General features: G+C 31.4%; 23 protein-coding genes. 2 read left to right on the forward strand and 21 right to left on the reverse strand.

All coding sequences use genetic code 11. The features are described from left to right. From EM932_RS05385 to EM932_RS05460, 16 genes are all read right to left on the reverse strand, one after another. Complete coding sequence (locus EM932_RS05385) at positions 1 to 687, reverse strand: PIG-L deacetylase family protein (RefSeq protein WP_135876151.1); 687 nt, start codon at positions 685 to 687, stop codon at positions 1 to 3. Then, positions 687 to 1,427 (reverse strand): glycosyltransferase family 2 protein, encoded by a 741-nt coding sequence (locus EM932_RS05390; RefSeq protein ID WP_135876152.1) that lies wholly within the window; start codon positions 1,425 to 1,427, stop codon positions 687 to 689. Before EM932_RS05390 ends, EM932_RS05385 begins: the two co-directional genes overlap by 1 nt. Next, positions 1,421 to 2,494, reverse strand: coding sequence for an N-acetylneuraminate synthase family protein (locus tag EM932_RS05395; protein WP_135876153.1), 1,074 nt, complete (start codon positions 2,492 to 2,494; stop codon positions 1,421 to 1,423). Before EM932_RS05395 ends, EM932_RS05390 begins: the two co-directional genes overlap by 7 nt. Further along, complete coding sequence (locus EM932_RS05400; RefSeq protein WP_135876154.1) at positions 2,478 to 3,368, reverse strand: SDR family oxidoreductase; 891 nt, start codon at positions 3,366 to 3,368, stop codon at positions 2,478 to 2,480. Before EM932_RS05400 ends, EM932_RS05395 begins: the two co-directional genes overlap by 17 nt. Further along, the gene (gene pseF, locus EM932_RS05405) at positions 3,368 to 4,057 is read right to left on the reverse strand and encodes a pseudaminic acid cytidylyltransferase (RefSeq protein ID WP_135876155.1); all 690 of its coding nucleotides are present in this window, start codon (positions 4,055 to 4,057) and stop codon (positions 3,368 to 3,370) included. Before pseF ends, EM932_RS05400 begins: the two co-directional genes overlap by 1 nt. Beyond that, positions 4,058 to 5,077, reverse strand: a complete 1,020-nt coding sequence (gene pseB, locus EM932_RS05410) for a UDP-N-acetylglucosamine 4,6-dehydratase (inverting) (RefSeq protein ID WP_135876156.1) — start codon at positions 5,075 to 5,077, stop codon at positions 4,058 to 4,060. Between the two features lie 62 nt (positions 5,078 to 5,139). Beyond that, on the reverse strand, positions 5,140 to 6,204 hold the full coding sequence (locus tag EM932_RS05415) for a GDP-L-fucose synthase family protein (protein ID WP_135876157.1): 1,065 nt from the start codon (positions 6,202 to 6,204) through the stop codon (positions 5,140 to 5,142). A 5-nt stretch (positions 6,205 to 6,209) separates the two neighbouring features. Next, positions 6,210 to 7,328, reverse strand: coding sequence for a GDP-mannose 4,6-dehydratase (gmd, locus tag EM932_RS05420; RefSeq protein ID WP_135876158.1), 1,119 nt, complete (start codon positions 7,326 to 7,328; stop codon positions 6,210 to 6,212). Between the two features lie 3 nt (positions 7,329 to 7,331). Then, positions 7,332 to 8,126 (reverse strand): dTDP-4-dehydrorhamnose reductase, encoded by a 795-nt coding sequence (gene rfbD / locus EM932_RS05425; RefSeq protein ID WP_135876159.1) that lies wholly within the window; start codon positions 8,124 to 8,126, stop codon positions 7,332 to 7,334. Further along, positions 8,116 to 8,667 (reverse strand): dTDP-4-dehydrorhamnose 3,5-epimerase, encoded by a 552-nt coding sequence (rfbC, locus tag EM932_RS05430; RefSeq protein ID WP_135876160.1) that lies wholly within the window; start codon positions 8,665 to 8,667, stop codon positions 8,116 to 8,118. The genes rfbD and rfbC overlap by 11 nt, the downstream gene beginning before the upstream one ends. Positions 8,668 to 8,669: 2 nt before the next feature. Then, entirely contained in the window at positions 8,670 to 9,527 is an 858-nt protein-coding gene (gene rfbA / locus EM932_RS05435; protein ID WP_135876161.1) for a glucose-1-phosphate thymidylyltransferase RfbA, read from the reverse strand. Positions 9,528 to 9,572: 45 nt separating this feature from the next. Continuing rightward, positions 9,573 to 10,580 carry a dTDP-glucose 4,6-dehydratase gene (gene rfbB, locus EM932_RS05440; RefSeq protein WP_135876162.1) on the reverse strand — a complete coding sequence of 336 codons (1,008 nt, stop codon included), beginning with the start codon at positions 10,578 to 10,580 and terminating at the stop codon, positions 9,573 to 9,575. Between the two features lie 3 nt (positions 10,581 to 10,583). Further along, positions 10,584 to 11,654: a hypothetical protein gene (locus EM932_RS05445; protein ID WP_135876163.1), complete on the reverse strand. Its 1,071-nt coding sequence runs from the start codon at positions 11,652 to 11,654 to the stop codon at positions 10,584 to 10,586. Between the two features lie 11 nt (positions 11,655 to 11,665). After that, positions 11,666 to 13,354 (reverse strand): DUF6909 family protein, encoded by a 1,689-nt coding sequence (locus tag EM932_RS05450; protein WP_135876164.1) that lies wholly within the window; start codon positions 13,352 to 13,354, stop codon positions 11,666 to 11,668. A 38-nt stretch (positions 13,355 to 13,392) separates the two neighbouring features. Continuing rightward, positions 13,393 to 14,886: a GH3 auxin-responsive promoter family protein gene (locus EM932_RS05455; RefSeq protein WP_135876165.1), complete on the reverse strand. Its 1,494-nt coding sequence runs from the start codon at positions 14,884 to 14,886 to the stop codon at positions 13,393 to 13,395. Positions 14,887 to 15,034: 148 nt separating this feature from the next. Continuing rightward, a complete protein-coding gene (locus EM932_RS05460; RefSeq protein ID WP_135876166.1) occupies positions 15,035 to 15,901 on the reverse strand; it encodes a M23 family metallopeptidase in 867 nt (288 codons plus the stop codon). 359 nt (positions 15,902 to 16,260) lie between these two features. Between EM932_RS05460 and tatA the strand changes: the two genes are divergently transcribed. Then, positions 16,261 to 16,449, forward strand: coding sequence for a twin-arginine translocase TatA/TatE family subunit (gene tatA / locus EM932_RS05465; RefSeq protein WP_135876167.1), 189 nt, complete (start codon positions 16,261 to 16,263; stop codon positions 16,447 to 16,449). Between the two features lie 72 nt (positions 16,450 to 16,521). Here tatA and EM932_RS05470 read toward each other — a convergent pair whose 3' ends face one another. The 4 genes from EM932_RS05470 to EM932_RS05485 all read right to left on the reverse strand — a co-directional run bounded on the left by EM932_RS05470 (position 16,522) and on the right by EM932_RS05485 (position 21,676). Then, the gene (locus EM932_RS05470; RefSeq protein WP_135876168.1) at positions 16,522 to 17,526 is read right to left on the reverse strand and encodes a DUF4837 family protein; all 1,005 of its coding nucleotides are present in this window, start codon (positions 17,524 to 17,526) and stop codon (positions 16,522 to 16,524) included. Positions 17,527 to 17,549: 23 nt separating this feature from the next. Beyond that, positions 17,550 to 19,103: a LysM peptidoglycan-binding domain-containing protein gene (locus EM932_RS05475; protein WP_135876169.1), complete on the reverse strand. Its 1,554-nt coding sequence runs from the start codon at positions 19,101 to 19,103 to the stop codon at positions 17,550 to 17,552. Positions 19,104 to 19,183: 80 nt separating this feature from the next. Next, positions 19,184 to 20,371 (reverse strand): phosphoglycerate kinase, encoded by a 1,188-nt coding sequence (locus EM932_RS05480; RefSeq protein ID WP_135876170.1) that lies wholly within the window; start codon positions 20,369 to 20,371, stop codon positions 19,184 to 19,186. A 249-nt stretch (positions 20,372 to 20,620) separates the two neighbouring features. After that, entirely contained in the window at positions 20,621 to 21,676 is a 1,056-nt protein-coding gene (locus EM932_RS05485) for a DUF2652 domain-containing protein (RefSeq protein WP_135876171.1), read from the reverse strand. A gap of 346 nt (positions 21,677 to 22,022) precedes the next feature. On the opposite strand from EM932_RS05485, the gene EM932_RS05490 reads away from it, so the two are divergent. After that, entirely contained in the window at positions 22,023 to 23,177 is a 1,155-nt protein-coding gene (locus EM932_RS05490) for a DNA polymerase III subunit (protein WP_135876172.1), read from the forward strand. Positions 23,178 to 23,251: 74 nt separating this feature from the next. Here EM932_RS05490 and EM932_RS05495 read toward each other — a convergent pair whose 3' ends face one another. After that, a complete protein-coding gene (locus EM932_RS05495) occupies positions 23,252 to 23,611 on the reverse strand; it encodes a transposase (RefSeq protein WP_135876173.1) in 360 nt (119 codons plus the stop codon). Positions 23,612 to 23,650 lie beyond the last annotated feature (39 nt).

Raw genomic sequence — 23,650 nt, forward strand, 5'->3', positions numbered from 1 at the left:
TTACTTAATAATTTGTCTAATTAACTTAAATGCTTCAGCATAAGCATTCGCACTTTGCAAACCTCTATATTTGGCCAAAGCAAAAATTCCATCTTCAGATCTTGGATACGGAAATTCTTTGATTTCTGTTTCATATTCCGCTAATGCTAACCATTTAAAGCGAACATCTTCTTCTGACAACGCTTCAAAATAATTTGGAGAGAATGTATGCGTAAACCTCCACTCACTAGAGGACAATACTTCGTAAGTATAAACTTTTTCTACAAAACTATTACTGCCAGGTCTTGTAGCCATTTGAGTCGCTCTATGTACAATAATGTGATCATTATTGGTGTCTTCGAAAGAATGGGTGAAAACAGTATCTGGTTTAAAGCTTTCAATTTCCTTCTCTATAATTTTATTAATTTCAATAATAGGAACCTGATCTAACCTACCACAGGGTAAATCAAAAAAAGCATAATCCTTTACTCCAAGCAATTCAAGTGCCTTAATACCATACTCATTTCTTTCTTTTATTATTTGGAGAGTCTGTTCACTTTTTAGATTTTCTTTATCAAACCTGCATGAAGACCCCTCTGCTATAAATATAACTCTAAAATCTATTTCATTTTTATACTTAGAAATTAAACCTCCGCAACCTAATATATCATCATCCGGATGAGCTGCAATTATTAAAACTTTTTTCATCAATCTAACTTTAATTTATAAGGATGGTTTTCGTTTGTCCTAAAAATCCCCGCATCAAATTTTTTGAACAATTCTTTACCATAGTTAATGATTTTTTTTCTCTTTATTTCAGACATATTAAGATCGTGTCTTCTGTAGCAAAACAAAGGATCTGGAATTCTTTTTCCTTTAATTCCCATTGTCAAAAGAGATAACATTAATTCGTAATTTTCCAACCCTGTATTTTTTATTTTTTCTGAATAGAATCCAATTTTTTCTAAGTAATCTTTTCGATAAACTGTTCCCGTTGCTAAAAAATCTCCCCTATTGAGTATTTCTTCCTTACTAAATGGTGGTAATGAAACTTCTTCTAAAACTTTTCCAGCATTATTAATTACAAAATAATTGGAGTAATAAAATTTTAAAGAACTATCATCAATGTGACTATCCATTATTTTGAGAAAGTCCTTGTTTAATAAATCATCAGCATCTACTCGAACTATATATGATCCTTTTGCCCTTTTAAAGCCAAAATTAGAAGCTCCTTCAATACCACTATTTGGAATAGTATAGTAGCTCAAAAACTCATTTTTATAACTCTTTAAAACGTCTTCTGTGTTATCTGTACTTCCGTCATTAACAACAATGACTTCATAATCTATATTTTGACTTTGATTGAGACAGGAATCTATACAATAACCAATGTATTTCTCGTAGTTATAAGTAGTGATAATAATTGAATATTTTATTTTTTTCACCATTCAATAGAATTTAGGCGAATGTAATCACCGTTCTGTATATTTGATTTTGCTTTCTTACCTAGAATTTTATCTACTTGATTAACATCAAATGCATCTGCAGGACTAGGTCTTTGAAATTGAATTTTATTCATTGTAATTTCTTCACCTTCCTTAATTTCTTGAATAACACGTATAGCTCTCCGTTGTAAAATTACTGTTTGCTCTTCGTTCTCTTCTACTTTTTTTATGCAATTTCCCATTGCACTTTCTAATAACCTTGTGTCGTCAACCATTTTTCTCCAAGATTTAGGATCCGTCGAAAAAGGATGATCTGGTCCTTTTCTAGTCGTGTCATCTGTAAAATGCTTCTCGATTACTTTAGCTCCTAAAGCGACACCTCCTAAAACTGTAACTCCACCATGAGTATGATCGCTCAATCCCAGAATTATATCTGGAAACAGTGTTTTATACGCTTCTAGTACATTAAGATTTATATATTTAAAATTTTCATCACTTCCAGTATAATTAGTATTACACTGCATTAAAATGATATTATTGTTTAATGGTTTTAGAATATTAACCGCGTTAATCACCTCTTGCATATTAGACGCTCCTGTTGCAAACAAAACAGGTTTATTTGTTTTTGCAATTTTTTCTAACATTGCATGCCAAGCAACATCCCCCGATCCAATTTTAAATGCAGGAACATACTTATTAATATAATCTACAGTATCTAAATCATAAGGTGTTGTGAAAAAAGTGATATCTAACTCATCACAGTAGTCTTTTAATTCTTCTGTCCAAGATCTAGGAACCTCAGCATCTTTGTACACTTCAAAAATAGATTTGTCCCATTTAGATTGATGACTAAATTTTCCTCCTAGATTTTTAAAACCATAATCACTAACATATTTCTTCACATCGTGATGTTGAAATTTTACAGCGTCTGCTCCTGATTCTTTTGCTAGTTTAATTAGTAATTTTGCTCTTTCAATATCCCCATCATGATTGGCTGCTATATCTGCAATAAAATAAGTGGGGTGATTATCTCCTATGGTGTGCTTACCTATCTTAATCTCTTTTTTCATTGTTATATACTTTTTTCATTGTTTTTATTGTTTTCCTTAATGAAGGTAATTTACGATTGTATTTTTCTTGATAGAATGTACAATCCAAAGTCTGGTCATTTGATCTTTTAGCTCTATCAGTAAAAATATTTATTGATCCTTTTTTTACCTTTTTTACATTTAAAGAAAATTCTTCAAGTAGTAACATTCCAAATTCGTATTTAGTACAAACCTCATTACCAGAAATATGAAGAATTTTAGAGGAGAAGCTTTCTAATGTTATTAAGAATTTTATTTCTTCCATAAAATCCCATATTGAAATTGGAGTAAATAAAACATCATCAAACAAAGTAATCTCTTCATTATTTTGACTAGAATTCATAATCCACTCTACAAAACCGCTCTTGTCTCTATACATATTCATTCCTACTATGGTAGTTCTAATAATAAGGCAATTTCTGTAAGAATTCAAAATAAAGAACTCACCTAACTCTTTAGATTTACCATAAACATTTTCTGGAAATACACAATCAGACTCCTTAGCTAAATGAATTCCAGATGAAAAAACTGCGTCTGTTGACACGTATATTAATTTCACCTTTTCATCAGTTGCCTCTAAAAGTTTTGATACTGAATAGCCATTGACATTTAAGGCTTCCATTGGGTTTTTCTGGCAATAATTACCATGTGTCAAAGCTGCACAATGAATAATAAGTTCTGGTTTAGACCAATCTATTAATTCTTTATATGAACCTTTCGATAAATCAAAAATACAATAATTGATTGGTAAATCCATTTCTGAATTTCCCGTACCGAAAACTTGATGCGCTTTTGAAAGTTCAACGGCCATTGAGGAACCTAACATTCCAGAAACTCCTGTAATTAATATTCTCATTATATTGAATGAAGCATTTTATATTTTACTTCTGCTAATTCCCAATCTACCATGTTGTCAATATCCTGAGCTTCCATTTCAGATAGTTCAATAAAACTTGTGTTATTGGTTAAAAGCTTTTGTTTACTGATGAGTTTTTCTACATTAAAGAAATAAAACTGACCTGCATCATGATAAGATGAATCTAAATCCTGAGAGCGCGTAATTAAATGTTCTGGTTGAAACATTTCAACCAAATTACCATTTACTTTTACTGCCCTTTGTATTGGAAAACCGTACTTTATAATAGGAAAAACACAATCAAAATTTCCGTTTTCTAACACTCGAAAACTTTCGTTTAATTTTTCTTTTGTCAATAATGGAGTACATGGATAAATACAACAAGCATATTTAAACACTTTTCCAATTTTCTTATAAGAATTGATTACTTCAGTTATGACATCTATAGTAGTAGCATAATCATCTGAATTTTTATCACTTCTTAAAAAAGGAACTTTGGCTCCAAACTCAATAGCTACATCAGCTATTTCTTTATCATCAGTAGAAACCATAACCTCATCAAACAAATTAGATTTTAATGCATTCTCTATAGCATATGTAATAATTGGTTTTCCTAAAAATGCCTTTATATTCTTTTTAGAAATTCTTTTACTTCCTCCTCTGGCAGGAACAATAGCTATAATAGACATTTATATTTTAAAATTAGGATCCACATGATCTTTAATTAGTTTTCTTAAACCTTCGATAGTTTCCCACTCATCATTTTCTCCAGAATTATAGCTAAAACCTAAAGAGACCTTTTTAGCATTAAACGTTTCTATAAACTCCTCTAAACTCCATTTATGCGTTGCCGGAAGAATTGTATAATATTTCCCTAAATCATAAGTGTAAAAAGAATCAGAAGGTGTAATCATTTCTTCATGCACTTTCTCTCCTGGTCTAATTCCAACAATCGGTTTTTCACAATTCGGCCCTATAGCTTCAGCAACATCCATAATTTTATACGATGGTATTTTAGGAACGAATAATTCGCCTCCCCAAGCGTGTTCTAACGCATGCATAACCATATCCACACCTCCTTCTAAAGAAATATTAAAACGTGTCATATTAGGATCCGTAATTGGCAATATATTTTCTTTTTTCTTTTTATTAATAAAAAAAGGAATTACCGAACCATTAGACCCCATAACGTTTCCATATCTAACGACAGAAAATCGAATCGGATTTTCTCCTTTAATGTTATTGGCGGCAATAAATAATTTATCTGAAGTTAGTTTTGTTGCTCCATACAAATTAATTGGTGCACAAGCTTTATCTGTTGAAAGCGCAACAACACGTTCAACTTTTGTTTTAAAACAAGCATTAACAACATTCTCAGCACCTCCAATGTTTGTTTTTATACACTCATCTGGATTGTATTCTGCAATATGAACATGTTTCATAGCCGCTGCATGAATAACATAATCAACGCCTTGAAATGCTCTTTCCAAACGCTCTTTATCTCTAACATCACCAATAAAATAGCGTATTTGTAGATATCTCTGTGAAGAAAATTCTTGAGCCATTTGAAATTGTTTTTGTTCATCTCTAGAGTAAATTATCAACCTTCTTGTTTCCGGATATTTTGATAAAATATGACTTGTTAATGCCTTTCCAAGTGACCCTGTACCTCCAGTAATCAATATTGATTTTCCGTTTAAATCTAGCATGCGGTTTTTATTCTAATTTAAATTAATTTTATAACCTCTTTAATGGTTTTCTGTTTTAAACTTTAGTTTTTGTCATTATGAGAATTGTATATATACCAATTATACAAATTATTTATTCCCTCTTCAAGTTCAATTGTATGTTTCCAGCCTAAACCATTCAATTTAGAAACATCAGTCAATTTAAGCATAGTACCATCAGGCTTTTCAACATTAAAGACTAAACCTCCTTTAAAACCAACTATTGTTTTTATGGTTTCAGCTAGCTCTTTAATAGATATATCTGTTCCCGTACCTATATTGATATGTGTATTTCTAATTTCTTTGTCTTTCCCATAATACATATCTAAAAAATCTCTGTTTTCCATAATAAACACGCAGGCATTTGCCATATCTTCACTCCATAAAAATTCCCGTTTTGGTTTTCCTGAGCCCCAAATTTCAACATTATCAGCAGATACACCAAAGGTCTTCAAATATACTTTAGCCTCTTCAATCGTATTAACTTTTAAATCTTTAACAACCTCATCGTTTTTTGACTCAGACAATAATTTAGCTAAATGAATTTTTCTAATAAGAGCTGGCAATACATGTGATTTTTCTAAATCAAAATTATCATTAGGCCCATACAAATTAGTAGGCATCACCGAAATAAAATTAGTACCATACTGTAAATTATAACTTTCACACATTTTAATGCCTGCGATTTTAGCTATCGCATAAGGTTCATTCGTGTACTCTAGAGTATTTGTTAAAAGGTACTCTTCTTTCATTGGTTGAGGTGAATTCTTAGGATAAATACATGTGCTCCCTAAAAATAATAACTTCTTTACTTCGTTAAGGTAACTTTGATGAATCACATTGTTTTGAATCATCATGTTCTCATAAATAAAATCTGCTCTATAAACATTGTTGGCAACAATCCCTCCAACCTTCGCTGCAGCTAAAAACACATATTCAGGTTTTTCATTACTAAAAAAATCAGCAACCTTTTTTTGTTTTGTTAAATCTAATTGATCATGGGTTCTAGTTATTATATTAGAATACCCCTTATTCTTAAGGTTTTCTATTATAGCACTACCAACTAGACCACTATGACCCGCAACGTAAATTTTAGAATTCTTATTCATTAAACCTATTCAAAGTAGTTCTTAATCCTGTAACCGCCATCTTTTAAGTATTGTTGCTTTTCCATAAGAATGATATCACTAGACATCATATCTTCAACTAAATCTGCTAAATTATATTTTGGAACCCAGCCTAATTTCTCTTTTGCTTTAGTTGCATCACCAATTAGTAAATCAACTTCGGTTGGTCTAAAGTATTTTTCATCAACAGCAATAACTTCTTTTCCTTTTTCAATTTGATATTTAGAATTATTACAAGCTTTAATATATCCTCTTTCATTAGCACCGTCTCCACTAAATTCAAGTTCAATACCTACATAAGCAAAACACATTTTAACAAAATCACGAACAGTCGTAGTTTTTCCTGTTGCAATCACCCAATCTTCAGCTTCATCGGCTTGAAGAATCATCCACATCATTCTTATATAATCCTTAGCATGGCCCCAGTCTCTTTGGGCATCAAGGTTTCCTAAAAATATTTTTTCCTGTAAACCAAGTGCTATTTTAGAGGTTGCTCTAGTGATTTTTCTGGTCACAAAAGTTTCTCCTCGTATTGGCGACTCATGATTGAATAATATCCCATTACATGCATACATACCATAGGCCTCTCTATAATTTACTGTTATCCAATATGCATACATTTTGGCAACAGCATAAGGGCTTCTTGGGTAAAAAGGTGTTGTTTCGGTTTGAGGAACTTCTTGTACCTTGCCATATAATTCAGATGTAGAAGCTTGATAAATTCTAACTTTTTTTTCCATCCCTAATAACCTAATAGCCTCAAGAAGTCTCAAAGTGCCTATTCCGTCTGCATTAGCTGTGTATTCTGGCATTTCAAAAGACACATGTACATGACTCATAGCTGCTAAGTTATAAATTTCATCAGGCTGAACTTCTTGAATTAATCTAGTAAGATTTGTACTATCTGTTAAATCTCCATAGTGTAAGAAGAAATTACGATCTTCAACATGTGGATCTTGATATAAATGATCTATTCTACCTGTATTAAACAGAGAAGATCGTCTTTTTACTCCATGAACCTCATATCCTTTTTTTAATAAAAATTCACTAAGATATGCCCCATCTTGACCTGTAACTCCTGTAATTAATGCTATTTTTTTTTGCATTTTTTAATTTAACTTTTCTAATAAAATTGATCTTTTTGGCCTCATGGCAAAAGTACGATATTTGTTTACTTTAACAAGATTTATCTTGTTATCAATATTATTCTCTTGTAAAATTTGTTTAGCAAAATCGAACCAGGTCATAGAAATTCTATCACAAAAATGATGTATTCCAAAGTTATCGTTTTCTGTTTCAATTATTTGAATAATATATTTAGATAAATTAATAGCATCTGTCGGACATCCTACTTGCTCTACTGTAACATAAAGATCTATTTCTTTTTCTGCTTTTTCTAAAATTGATCTATAGAAGTTTTTACCATATACTTTACTATATAACCAAGATGTTCTAATTATAAAATAGCCATCTAATATCTCATGAATACAATTTTCTCCCAACAACTTAGATTTACCATATTCATTAATCGGGTTTGGAACATCTTCTACAGTATATGGCTCCTCTTTTTCACCATCAAACACATAATCGGTTGATATATGAATTAAAACGGTATTCTTTTCTTTACATACTTCAGCTAAATTTTTAACCCCATACGCGTTCACTTTAAAAGCAATTTCAGGTGTTTTTTCTGCTTGTTCAACATTTGTATACGCCGCGCAATTTATACAATAATCAAAATCGTTATTATTAAAAAAAAGTCTTAATGCTTTCTGTTTTGTAATATCCAATTCTGTTTTAGACACAAAAACAAAATCGAGACCATTTTGATTATCAGAATATAACTCTTCAATTGTTTTTCCTAATTGCCCATTGGCTCCAGTTACCAAAATTTTAGTGCTCATTTACAAAATCTTTAAATGAAGACAATTGCTTATCCTTTTCTGATATTATGAGTTCATCCGGTGGATAATCCCATTCTATATTTAAATCTTTATCATTATATAAAATACCAGATTCAGATTCTTTATTATAAAAATTATCACATTTATAAGAAAAGATCGTGTCATCTTCTAAAACCAAAAAGCCATGTGCAAACCCTTTTGGAATATAAACTTGTTTATGCTCAATATCGTCTAAAATGACAGAAAAACTCTTACCAAACGTTGGAGATTTTTTTCTAATATCTACACAAACATCAAGCACTTTTCCTTTTATAACTTGTATTAATTTGGCTTGTGCATATTCTCCGGTTTGAAAATGCATGCCTCTTAAAACGCCTCTTAAGGATTTTGATTGATTATCTTGTACAAAATTAACAGTAATTCCTGTTTTTGCTTCAAAGATCTTTTTATTAAAACTTTCAAAAAAAAAGCCTCGTTCATCTTCAAATACTTGTGGTGTTAAAACGAAACAACCTTTTAAATATATTTCTTCAACGATCATTTCTATATTAAATGTTGTAAGTATTCACCATAGCCACTTTTAAGTAATGGTTGGGCAAGTTTATTAAGTTGAGATTTGTTTATATATCCCATTTTATATGCTATCTCTTCAATGCAGCCTATTTTTAGTCCTTGTCGCTCTTCTATCACCTGTACAAACTGCGAAGCTTGCATAAGCGAATTAAAGGTTCCTGTATCAAGCCATGCAGTACCTTTATCAAGAATTTCTACATTAAGAATTCCTTTATCTAAATACACTTTATTAATATCTGTTATTTCTAATTCACCTCTATTACTTGGCTTAATGTTTTTTGCAATATCAATCACTCTATTATCATAAAAATAAATCCCTGGAACTGCAAAATTAGACTTAGGATGTTTTGGTTTTTCTTCAATGGAAATTGCTTTATTATTTTCATCAAATTCTACAACTCCATAACGTTGAGGATCAAAAACATGGTATGCAAAAACGACTCCTCCTTTAGGGTCAGTATTAGTCCTTAAAATTTGTTCCAACCCAGATCCGTAAAAAATATTATCCCCTAAAATAAGTGCTACACTATCTTTTCCTATAAAATTTTCTCCAATCAAGAAAGCCTCCGCTAAACCATTTGGAGCTTCTTGAACAGCATAATAAAAACTACAACCATAATCCTTACCATCTCCTAACAAATCTTTAAATTTAGGTGTATCTTTCGATGTCGAAATGATTAAAATTTCATTTATTCCAGCTGACATTAATGTTGTTAAAGGATAGTAAATCATTGGTTTATCATAAACAGGCATAAGCTGCTTACTCACTACTTTAGTAAGCGGGTGTAAACGTGTTCCAGATCCTCCTGCTAATATGATTCCTTTCATTGAAAATTCTATTTTCATTTCCACGCAGGTGGAAATTTTTCTAAATTAAACATTATACTTCTTAATATACCAATCAATCGTTTTTCTCATTCCCGATTCAAAGTTTTCTTCTGCCTTCCAGCCTAATTCTTTTTCAATTTTGGTGGCATCAATAGCATATCTAAAATCGTGCCCAGGTCTATCTTTAACAAACGTAATCTGATCTTTATATGATATACTTTTAGGTAGTTCTTTATCTAAAATATCACAAATTGTATTTGCTATATATAAATTATCTCGTTCATTTCTACCACCAATATTATATGTTTCACCTGAAATCCCTTCACTGAAAGCTAAGTCTATTCCTTTACAATGATCTTCTACATATAACCAATCACGAACATTATCACCTTTACCATAAATAGGAATACTTTCTCCTTTTAATGCTTTTCTAATAATTGTGGGAATCAATTTTTCATCATGTTGTTTTGGCCCATAATTATTTGAACAATTTGTCGTCACTACATGCATTCCATAAGTATGGAAATAGCTTCTTACAATAAAATCTGAAGATGCTTTTGATGCGCTATATGGACTGTTTGGAGCGTATGGTGTTTGTTCTGTAAACAACCCTGTACCCCCTAAAGAACCATAAACCTCATCTGTAGAAATATGATGAAACCTAGACTCTTCATAGTCTTTTTTTATTTTATTTGGAGCCTCCATCCAATGGCTTTTAGCGACATCTATTAAATTAAATGTTCCTAAAACATTCGTATTTATAAACTTATTTGGATCTTTTATAGAATTATCTACATGTGATTCTGCTGCAAAATGAATAACTTTATTGAAGTTATATTGCTTAAATAACTGTTCTATCAAATTCCTATTGCAAATATCTCCTTCAATAAACTTATAGTTTTTATTGTTAACAACTTCATTTAAATTAGATAAATCTCCTGCATAAGTTAGCTTATCTAAATTTACTATTTTAATAAGAGGGTAGTGTTTAAGAAAATAAACAATAAAATTTGATCCTATGAACCCAGCCCCTCCAGTAATTAAAATTGTCATTTATTATATCTTATCTTTATAACCTTCTAAAAACTTAATAAAATTTATAGCTAGTAAAGCTATAAACGTAAGCATAGTTAATATAAGCGCATAATATTTTTTAGGACTTATTGATTTACCAAAAAACTCCTTTTTATCATCTATCGTTCCACTATCTTGTTTACTAGATGTGATTTCAATAATATGTTCTTTGTCGTCTATTTTTCTTTGTATTTCAACTAGTTCTTGTCTTAATTCTAAATCTTTGGTATAAAGGTCGAACTCTTTAGTTGAACTTTTATTACCTCTTTCTATCGTGATTTGCGCCTGAAAATCGTTATTGTTTTCAGCAGATTTCACAATCGCTTTTTGATAAACTGCTAACAAAGTATCCGATTTAATTAATGATGCAGAAACTGCAAGAGCTTGCTGTTTTAACTCCTTCAAATCTTTTTCCTGCTCTCTTTTAAAGTAAGCATTAGAATTAATATTATTAATAATTCTATCAAAAACCGTTTTAAAATTATTCCTCTCTTTTGCTTTGATAGTTATTTGTTGATATTGATGACTGTAGTCATTCGTGTTTTTTAAAAATGTTTTATATTCTACAGTCTTTGCTAATGCTGTGTCAAGTGTTTGAAGATAATCATCAAACTCTTTAATTTTTTGATTTTCGCTAATGGCTGGTTCTATTTGAAAATCTAAAATAGACTCAGCTTCTACCGTTCTTATACCTAAAACATTTTCTAAGGTACTTATGTCTTCTTGTTTTACTAAGCTTTTATAATAGCCAATGGCATTATATAAATTTTCTCCAGTATCATAATTCTGCTTTAGCGTAATGTAAGACTTATAAACAGGCTCAGATGTTTTTTCCAACACCATTCCTAAAACAACACCTGCAACACCTGCAATGACCAATTTTAAAACATGCTTCTTTACAAAAAACACTAACCAGACAAACGCTAAAAAAAGCTTATTAAAAATGCTTCCTATAAAACGGAATAGGTTATTAAAAGCATTCCCTATTAGCTTAAAAAGTTGTCCCAAATCTATTTCTTCAGATTGCTGTGACTGTGGCAAATCTTTACTCATAATTATACGTATTAATTAAGTATTTGTTTCAATATTGTTCTTGTTATTAAATATGTCGGTCTTACTCCCGAAGTCCCTAAACCTCCTGAAGCAAGTGTAGCTCCTGTTTCTAAAGGATTATCACTGGCATAATAAGCATATCTTACTTTTACATTGGAGCTAATACTGCTTCTAACTTTTGAAGCTGCCTGAATTGCTTTTTGATAATGTGCTCCTTCCATTTCTAATCCTATAACTTGCCAGGTTGAGTTGTAAAAGAATTTCAATATATCTTTATTTTGTAATGAAGTTCCTAAAACAGTAATCATAGACCCTTCATAAACATCAACGCCTTGACCTTCTAAATCTTTTTTCTTAAGCTCGTTTGAAAAAGGATAATTATCTGCTGTCCCTTCAAAAATATGCGCAGAAGGGATCATAATATCTCCTTTGCCTCCTTCTAAAATTCCTGCTTTACCCATAATTGATACCGATTCCACATTTAAATGTGTATTCTTTCCTTTATTTTTATATGGCTTCAATAGTTCATCAATGGTTTCATACGCTTGTTCTCCAAAAGCATAATCCATTACTAATATAACTGGCTTGTCTTCTTTTAATACTTTTTCGCTGACTTCAATGTCTATTTTAGAAACATCTATTTTATTAGTGTCAAAAATTTGAACATCAATATTCGCTCCAGAAGTGTCTTTAATATAAATCATCCCTCGAAGTAACGCTTCTTTATTTATTTTATTTCGAAGTCCTTCATTTTCTTTTCTACTTAAAGACTCATAGACCTCAAAAACATCTTTTGTTGGTTTTGTTGGTTTCAATACACTAGATACAAAAAGTGTATTCATAACACTGTGCATGTTGGCACTAATTATATGTATTGGCCTTTCTAATAAATCATTTTTTAACAGAGTTGCCTTTATAGAATCAGCCCAAATTTCTCCATGTATGTGATGCCCTATTCGTTCTCGTAGAACAGGACTAAAGGTTACTGTTCTCTTGTTATTGTGTATTTGCTCTTCTATAGCTAATTTACCCAGCCAATATACTATATGAAGTAGCCTTTCTGGTTGCGAAGTGGTCGCAAACTCATCATAAACACTTCTTAGTTCTTTAAAAGTTCTGCCTAAGATATTAGCGACATGTGTGATGGCAACTTCACGCTCATCTTGTGTTAGCTTCTTTTTCGATAAAACTGCTTTTTCTAGTTTTATCCAATCTCTTGTTGTTGCCCCTTGTTCATCAATTAAAACACGATTACTTATTTTATGAGATTCGATGAAAAGAAAGGTAAGGTGCGTTAAAATATCATAGATTTCTGATCGTCCTCGAGTAATTTCGATATTCATCTGTTCAGCATCTATTCTATAACAATTACGACGCCTTTTTTCTGGAATTATAGGCTTAAAATGAGAATTCCCATAACCTTCATCACTGGTTAAATTAATAAAAGTACATTCTTCAATACCAGTAGGAAGTCTATCGATGACATAAAGCAACCCTTCTAATTCGGCTTTTTCTTCTCCAATAGAGCCATATATTTCTGGGCGTAAAAGCAATAAAGACTGCCGTAAAGTTTCGCCTGAAATTCCCATAGGTTTATAGAATCCTCTATTAAACAAATGACGCATAGTAATATACATCCTCTCAATGGCATTCGAACTCTCTTGGGCTCTCGTTCTAGAATGATGTTTTTTAGTATTCATTTGTCTTTTTAATCGCCCCAAAGATAGTATTATTTGGTTTAATTCTTATCAGAAAACCTTTCAACTATTTTCCTGTCATTTGACAGTCTTGGTAATTTATTTTGTCCACCTAATTTTCCAATAGATTTCATATAATCTTGAAAGCCTCCTTTTTCAACCTTAGTTATTTTAAGAGGTTGCAACACTTTACCATCTATTAAATCAAAATAATATGAGTTTTGCTTTTGAAGCGACTCATCTATTTTCTTAGCTAAATCTGAAATGTCTTCAGGTTCGTTTTCAAACTCTATAAACCATTCATGATATGGCAAACCCTCTTCTGGATTTATTTGAGGAGCTACCGTAAATTCCGATACACTGATGCTTGAATTTATAAGTGCTTCTTGCATCGCTTGTTCGACTTCTTTACCTATGACGTGTTCGCCAAAAGCTGAAATAAAATGTTTTATGCGCCCTGAAACGATCACCCTATACGGTTTTGTTGAAGTAAACTCAACCGTATCCCCAATATTATATGCCCAAAGGCCTGCATTGGTGGAAATAATCATCACGTAATTGATGCCAATTTCAACATCTTTAATGGTAATTCTTTTAGGGTTTTCATCAAAGAACTCATCTGCTTTAACAAACTCATAAAAAATTCCAGAATTCAGCTGAAGCAGCATCCCTTTTTCTTTTTGAGTATCTTGAAATGCAAAAAAACCTTCGCTTGCTGGATATAATTCTATACTATCAACGCTTCTTCCTATTAAATTTTCAAACTTAGCTCTATAAGGTTCGTAATTAACACCTCCAAAAATAAATAGGTTGAAGTTTTTAAAAATATCACCAACTTTTTTACCTGTTTTTTGTTGAAGTTTTTCAAAATACATTTGCACCCATGAAGGAATACCAGAAATAATAGTCATATTCTCAGGCAAAGTTTCTTCAACAATAGCATCTACTTTTGTTTCCCAATCTTCAATACAATTCGTTTTCCAAGATGGGAGTCTGTTTTTTTGAAGATATTTGGGAACGTAATGCGCTACAATTCCAGAAAGTCTACCCAGTTGAATCCCGTTTTGTTCATTCAGAATGGGGCTTCCTTGAAGGAAAATCATTTTTCCATCTACAAACTTACTATTGCCTGTTTCGTGAATATACATTAAAATAGCATTCCGAGCTGCTTCAACATGGGCTGGCATACTATCTTTAGTAATTGGAATGTATTTAGACCCTGAAGTGGTTCCTGATGTTTTTGCAAAATAAACAGGTTTCCCTTGCCAAAGAATATCTTCTTCTCCTGCTACTACTTTTTCTACATAGGGTTTAAGAGCTTCATAGTCTCTAATTGGAACTCTTTTTACAAAATCTTCATAAGAATTTATACTTATAAAATCATGATCTTTACCAAACGCAGTACCCGCAGCTTTAGATATTAAGCTTTGAAACACTTTTTCTTGCGTTTCAATAGGGTTATTAGCCCATTTTCGAATACTTTTATAAATACGTTTTGCAAATGGTTTTGCAAGTGCAGATTTTAGTGATAACATTATCTTGTTTGTATTTTAAAATCAAGAGAATTTTTAATGGGTTTTGTAAAAGTCGGAAGACAGAAAACGAAAGACAAAATATGTTTCATCAGATTGGTAAAGTAGTTTTTGTGAACTGAATACTGCAACTGAATACTGAGTACTTTTTTCATTTAAAATCTATAAAATTTGTTGGGTTAATTGGATAACCATCATTCCACAGTTCAAAATGTAAGTGTGGTCCTGTTGACAATTCTCCTGTATTTCCTGCAGTAGCAATAACTTCTCCTGCTTTAACCAAATCTCCCTGTATTTTTGTTAGTGCTGCATTATGTTTATAAACAGAAATTAATCCATAACTATGTTCTATGATAATAACATATCCTGTACTAACTGTCCATTCAGCAAAAATTACAATCCCATCAGCAGTTGCTTTTATAGGTGTATCCTTTGCTAACACTATATCTACAGCATAATGTTTTTCTTCTAAATTATAAGGTTCACTTATAGTACCATTTGCTGGTGGAAATAACACAAAGTTAGTTGCAGATGTGGCCGATTCAAACAAATTGTATTTGTCTTCTTTATCTACTTTCTCTCTTAAAATTGAATCTTCTAATATAGGCGCAAAATTAACTTCACTTGCTTCTGTTCTAACGGCTTCGATAATTGAATCTTTATTAAAATCACTTGCACTTACATCTCCTTTTAATACTTTTTTAATAGATGTATAATACAACTCATTCATAGCTATAACCCGTTGTAAAGAATCTGTTTTATAATTTAATTCTGTGGCTTGCTTTTTTAGAGCTGTAGATGAATACCCTGGAATGTATTCTCTAAGAGGTGTATAGGCAATCAATAAATAAGTAAATGTTATTAAAAAAACGGCTATTATAGAGCCTAAAACAAAAACATTTAACCGTGTTAACTTAAACGACAAGCGTTCTTCAAACGTATTCTCATTAAGTATTACCAATCGGTACTTATCTAATAATTTTCGTTTTATCTTCTTTGGTTTCTTATTTTCTTTCATTTAGAACAAAATTAAATAAAATTATTCATTAATTGTCCGACTAAAGACATAAGACCGCTTTACTTTTAGAACCAAGAATAAAGACTTGATTTTAACTAACTGACAAACAGAAATGCAAACTAATATTATTTCCCATAAATCAGAATTATTCAGACGGTACTAGCATCAAAAACAAGAAACCTATCTATAAAACTTTTACAAATTATAGTTACAGCCAAACTTCAAACTATTATTCAATAGTTTTAATTCGGAAAACACTTAAAGATTATTATAATATCTATTTGTCTTTGTACTAAAGTTATGCTTAAAACGATATTATTAAACATTAATTATTAACTTTGCATCATAAAACTATTATTATGAGCATATATATGTTACCATTAGCGATTGGACCTTGGCAAATAGCACTAATAGTACTTGCTGTTTTGTTATTATTTGGTGGAAAAAAAATACCAGAATTAATGCGTGGATTAGGTAGTGGTATTAAAGAGTTTAAAGACGCTAGTAAAGAAGACGGAGAAGACAAAAAAGAAGATAAAAAAGAGTAATCATTTTACTTTTTAGACAAATAAAAAAAGACCTATTCGGGTCTTTTTTTATTTAAAAATTTATCTGTTAACCTAATCCATTTTAACAGATTTAATAATAGCTTCAAGTTCTAGCATATAGTCACGCTTTTCAACCGATGGTGAAAATATAAATCCTTCAATACCAACCCACCGTTTGTTTACTTTATCTTCAATAGTATAATTAATAAATGGACCTCCCATAAAATCATTGGTTAACTCCCAAAGGCCTTTGGTTTCGAAAGCAGGTTTATTATCTAAAATTGTTTCACCATGAAAAGGCGCATAAGCATCTTCTGTTACCATAAAAGAACTAATGGGATTTCCATCAGTATTTAGAGTTTCATCTAATCGACCTTTAAAATAAGCCTTACCGATAGAATCTCTAATTTTTATGATCTGTATTGCTGTACTATCATCCCTTTTTAAAGCTTCAAAAGGCAATTCATAAATCATTAAATGCGAATGCCCTGTTGTAATGTCTTTTCTAAACCAGAAGAAATTATCAGTTTCTTTAGCAACATTATAAATAGACGGAAATTGAATTGTTAACCCCAATTTTTCTTTAATTGAAGTAAACCTGTGTGGCGATTTACTCATTTGACGCTGTCTTTCGGCTATCTCTTCGTTCCTAAAAGTTGTTATTATCTTCACCTCATTTTGAGTAATCAAATCAATGACCTCTTGTTTGGTTTTACCAGAAACCACTATAACCTTTTGGGGTTTGGCATATACATCCTTTAAAACCTTAAGACCAGCTTCTTTATTCATTTCTATTTTTAAAACGGTTCTGTTTTTAGTTACAAAACCAGAAAAAACAGCTGGTGGTATTTGGCTAATAGTAAATGTGGGTTCATCTTGCGGTAAACCATAAATTGGTTTAGCTAGCACTGTTCTTATTGTTTCTCCAATATTACCATTCCATAGCTCATTATCGACAACTACAGAAACATTATTTATGCTCCCTGAAGAATCTAAAAGAAATTTTTCATTCGAAGATTTTTTATCTCCACAAGAAAAAAAGAATAATAGCGATGCAAAAAAAAGAATATGTCTCATGATGGCTTTTGTTTTTATTGGAATTAACCTTTTGATATCTTAAGTTTCATTCCTGGTTTTAATTTATTACCACTAATACCGTTCCAATCTTTAATGTTTTGAACAGAAACTCCAGGAAATTTTTGTGAGATGGTCCATAATGAATCGCCATCTTCTACAACATAGGTTATTACATCGCCAGAAATAGGTATGACTTTTGTTGGTTTTTTTAATGAAGCTGGAGGAGCAACGTATGGTTTCCTAGGATAAATAGTTAAGCGTTGTCCTATTTTTAAATTATTACTTCTTAGGCCATTCCATTTTTTAATATCACTAACCCTAACACCATATCTTCTGGAAATTTTCCCTAAATAATCACCAGACCTTACTTTATATCGCACTCTATCGGTCGCATTAAAAAATTGAGGTAATGGTTTTTCTCGTGCATCAAATTCGGCTTTGGCAAACGCATAAATTTTTTCTTCATTATTTACAAAATCACCTATAACATCAATAGGTAGCCTTAAAACATAATTTTCTCCTTTAATAATTGGAATGATATCCAATTTATATGATGGATTTAAAAATTGAAGTTCTTCAATAGGCGTGCCTGTAACTTCGGATACCTGATCTAAAGTAATCATATGTTTTACTCTAATAGTATCAGTTTCAAAATATGCTACTTCTGGTTTAGGTCGTTTAAACCCGTGTTCTTTTGCATATTCAAAAATATACATATTAGCTAGAAATGCAGGTAGGTATCCTGCTGTTTCACGAGGTAAATTATGTCTTATATTCCAATAATTCTGATAACCACCAGAGCGCCTAATTGCTTTGGTAACATTTCCAGGCCCCGAATTATATGCCGCTAAAGCTAAATCCCAATCACCAAAAATCTCATAAAGTTTTGATAAATATTTTGCTGCGGCTTCAGTAGATTTTATAGGATCGCTACGCTCATCGACATAACTACTTACATCTAACCCATACATTTTTCCTGTACTAAACATAAATTGCCATAATCCTGTGGCACCAACTCTAGATTTGGCTCTGGATTTAAGAGCAGATTCTACAATAGCTAAATACTTTATTTCTAAAGGAATATCATGATTATCAAGTTCGCGCTCAAACATAGGGAAGTAAAAAGCACTCAATGTAATTAGTTTTTGAATGGACTTTCTTCTATGTTTTAAATATGATTTAATAACACTTTCTAATGCTGGATTATATGCTACATTAAAAGGCGTTCTGGCATCTAATTCTTTTAAACGTGCCTTAAGTGTATCGGTATGTAGTTCTGGGTAATCAACTTCATCAAAAGTTAATTCTGTAACAGATTTATATATGGTATCAAACAATGTGTTGCTATACAACTCTTCAAACCATTTTTCATCAAATTTTGCGGCAAGCTCATTGTCTTCAAGTTCTTTTATTGAAGTACTATCTACAAGGGCTTTAATGGGTTTAACGATCTGTGGTTTCCCATCAATCAAAGAGTCTTTAATTTGTTCTTTTTGTGAGGAAACAGAATCTTTAACTTGAGCAAAACAAGTTCCAATATTTAGGAGTATAATAACTATAAAAAAACGAAAAGCCATAAAATCTATTCAGGTAATTATTGAACGATACTATGGCTAAAATCGTATTTTTTAAGCTAATCTGAAAGCTTAATTGAATATTATTCTAAAATGGCAGCTATTCCTGGTAATGTTTTTCCTTCTAAACTTTCCAGCATGGCACCACCACCAGTGCTAACATAACTTACTTTGTTTTCGAATCCAAATTGTTTTACAGCAGCAACAGAGTCACCCCCTCCAACTAAAGAAAAGGCACCATTTTTAGTAGCTTCGGCAATAGAGTTTCCTAATTCTATAGTGCCTCCAGCAAAACTTTCCATCTCAAAAACACCTAATGGACCATTCCATAGTATGGTTCTAGATTGCATTACAATATCATGAAATTGTGCTCTCGATTTTGGTCCTGCATCAACACCTTCCCAACCATCTGGAATCTCATTTATATCTAAGGTTTGTGTATTAGCATCATTGCTAAAGTCATCGGCAGCAATCACATCTACAGGAATATGTACTTTCACGTTTTTCTCTTTTGCTTGTTTTAAGATATCTAAAGCCAATGGCATTTTATCATCTTCGCAAATAGAGTTACCTATTTTTCCTCCTTGTGCTTTAACAAAGGTAAACGACATACCGCCTCCAATAATTAAATGGTCTACTTTATCTAAAATGTTCTCTATAATCGTGATTTTAGAGGATACTTTAGCACCTCCTAGTATTGCTAAAACAGGTTTTTCTCCAGTTTTCATAACCTTTTCAATACTTTCTATTTCTTGTGCTAATAGGCTTCCAAAACATTTATTCTCTGGGAAAAACTCTGCAACAATAGTTGTAGATGCATGGGCTCTATGGGCTGTACCAAAAGCATCATTTACATATATGTCTCCTAATTTAGACAGTTTCTCTGCAAAGCTTTTATCTCCAGCTGTTTCTTCTTTATAAAAACGTAAATTTTCTAATAGTAAAATCTGTTCTGGTTCTAAACTAGCAGCAGCGGCTTCAACCTCAGCTCCAACACAATCTTTCACAAACTTTACTTCTACACCTAAAATGTCTTCAACTTTTTCTGCAATATGACCTAATGAAAAGGCATCTTGAAACCCTTTTGGACGTCCTAAATGAGACATTAAAATACAGCTTCCGCCATCTTCTAAAATTTTAACAATAGTTGGTTTAGCAGATACAATTCTTGTAGCATCTGTCACTTCAAAGTTTTCATTTAAAGGCACATTAAAATCTACGCGAATTAGTGCTTTTTTGTTTTCAAAATTAAAATCGTTAAGCGTTTTCATTGGTTCGTCTTTTATTATTTTTTATTATCGAATGTAATATTCACGTCAAGTCTATTTAAGTACCGAACATAAATATTTCATTCATGTTTATTTTATGCTTTTCAACTATTTAACACACAAATGTAACTAATTAAAAACAGCTATAAAACCTGTTTTTTTACGAAAACGATATAGCTTGTGAAGATTATTAATAAATTGATTTTTATACCTATTTAACTTTGAAATAGCACTTAAGTAAATTGGTATTCTTTAGTTTTTTGTTGAAAAGCCAGAGTCTATTAGGTGAGTAAGCTCTTTAATATTTTCTGAAATAATTTCCCTGATATTTTTTTTCATAAGAGGTTTCATAAGAATTCCGAAAGGTTTAAAGTCTGCAAAAACTTCAACTCGAAGCTTTGTATAACCTTCTTCTGTTTCTTCCAGAATAAAATAGTTATTCATACGTTTGGTAAATGGCACATTGGTTGTAGATTCACCATATACTAATTGGTTTTTGTTCACTATTTTCTTAACTGTGGTTTGCTCTATTTGCTCATTTTTATTTACTAAACATTTATGTTTTTGCCCTGCACGATTCACTTTATTTTTCTCGTATTCTAATTTATCAACACCCTTTGTCCAAAGCAATCTATAATCAAAATTACTAATCACTTCATAAAGTTCTAAAGCAGGAAGTTTTATCAATTGAGTTTCATCAAATAATTTATGCTTAGGAACATTATTGGGAATGGGTTCAATTTCCGGAAGCTTATCTTTTAAATGCGATAACGGATTGTATGTAAAAGTAATAGACCCAAAATCATACGCTGCAATTAGCTTATTCGTTTCATTTACAGGGCGAACACTTTCAGTAAAAATTGCATATTCTTTTAAGGGTACATCATTTTTAAGCAAACGATGAATTTGTATGACATGGCTTCCATATGGTTTTTTAGAATCTTTAACTTCTATAAATTCAATTTCACCATAATGGACAACAAATTTAATTTTTAAATTATACGCAGAAGAACAGGCTCCACAATGACAAATACGCTGGTATTCATAACGTTTAATATGCGTATGAAACGCTAAATACATGGCTTCAATTTGCTTTTCAAGAGCTAAAACATCAACTTGACTATCAAGTTTATACATAAATAAGGCATCACCTTCAATTTCAGCCAACTCCAAGCCCATAGTATTTGTATCAATCAACAATTCTAATAGCTCGGAAACTATATGTTTGCTATGACCAATATCTGTATGATGCACAAATTCTGTAAACCCTGAAATATCAGGAATAAAAAGAATAGCGTTTTGAGTCATTTTAATTAATCTGGGTTTATTGAAGTGCTTTAAACTTTTTAGCTACAAAATATTCTTTTATCCCTATATTTTGTCTTTTTATTACTCCGTAGCGATGCTATGCAGCTCAAAAAACACTTCATATTAGGAATAAAATTATTATTTTTCGCTTCAATCAAAAAAATTTAAACCACTTCATTGAATATATAAAAATAAGTCGATTTATTTTGTGTTTATTACAACATTATGTTAAATACCGAAAAGTATTCTTGTGATATAAAAAACATTTATAGAAATGGCAAGATTATTCACTTTACTTATCGTTTCTATGCTTTAACATCTAATAAAAAATGTGTAGGTTTGTTTTATGCTTTTTGAGGATGTTTTAGGTCAGGATCATATTAAAAATCATTTAACACAAAGTGTTGATAATGGTAGAATTCCGCATGCCCAATTATTTGTTGGAAATGAAGGCTGTGGTACTTTGCCAATGGCATTAGCATACGCTCAATATGTTCTATGTTCGAATACGGACGGAAAAAACACCACTGGAAATGAAGCTTGTAATTTAAAATTTAAAAATTTATCGCATCCGGATTTGCATTTTGCTTTTCCGGTAACTACCAGCGACAAGGCAAAAAGTCATCCTGTTTCCAGTATTTATCTAGAAGAGTGGCGCCAATTACTAAAAGAACAACCTTATGGGAATCTTTTTGATTGGTATAAATTGCTTGGTGTTGACAATAAACAAGGACAAATAGGTGTAGACGAAGCCCATGAAATTGTAAAATCTCTAACTTTAAAATCTTACGAAGGTGGTTATAAAGTCATGCTTATATGGATGGCAGAAAAAATGAATACGGCCTGTGCCAACAAACTTTTAAAACTTATTGAAGAACCTCCAAATAAAACCATTTTTATTCTTATTGCTGAAGATGAGGAGCAAATAATTAATACCATTAGGTCTCGTTGTCAAATTCTACATTTTCCGCCTTTGGCAGAAGATGTCATAAAAGATGCTTTAGTTAAAAATTATGGCTTAGACATGTCTGTTGCAACTAAAATTGCACATCAATCCAATGGAAATTATAATAAAGCTTGTGATTTAGTTTATCAGGATTCTGAAGATTTACAATTTGAAGAATGGTTTATTTTCTGGATTCGAAGTGCCTTTAAAGCAAAAGGGAATAAAGCAGCGATACACGATCTTATTTCTTGGAGCGAAGACATAGCCAAAACTGGACGGGAAACACAAAAGCAATTTTTACATTTCTGCTTAGATTTTTTTAGACAGGCATTATTGCTAAATTATAACGCTACCGACTTAGTATTTTTAGAGCCAAAAACGCCAAAATTTAAGTTAGAAAACTTTGCCCCTTTTATACATGGCAATAATATTTTGGACATTAGCGACGAACTTCAAGACGCTATTTACCATATTGAACGTAATGGTAATTCTAAAATTATTTTAACCGATTTATCTATTAAGCTTACCCGATTACTTCATAAAAAGTCTTCATAACAACAAGTTAAGTATTCTAAAAACAATTGGTTACACATCAATAAACCCTTAAGAAAGACAGATTGGGATTTATTTTACACATTGTCAATTACGATGACAGGGTTATCTGGTATGTTAGGAAGTAATTCTTGCGTGAGCCATGCATAGAAAACATCTGCGTTTATATTGGCATCAAACAGGCAAACGTTTAGCAATTTGAAGTTTGTTATGGCTCCAATGGCGTTTATCCTTCCTCTTGCGTGCCAATCTTTACTTGCATAATACTTTTGTCCTTTTATGCTATAACCTCTATTTCTAGGTGCACCGACAGCAAATCCACTTTCGCCAACATAGACGACAGGGCGACTTTCAACAAACTCATATCGGAATATCTTCAGTTGAAATAAGAGCCTAGATAACCGATCTGACTTAGGACGGTAAAGCGTTTTTTTCATTGCTAATCCTTAAACGCTTTAAGGCATAAAATATAGTAC

Source organism: Flavivirga rizhaonensis (genome assembly GCF_004791695.1).
Taxonomy (GTDB): Bacteria; Bacteroidota; Bacteroidia; order Flavobacteriales; family Flavobacteriaceae; genus Flavivirga; species Flavivirga rizhaonensis.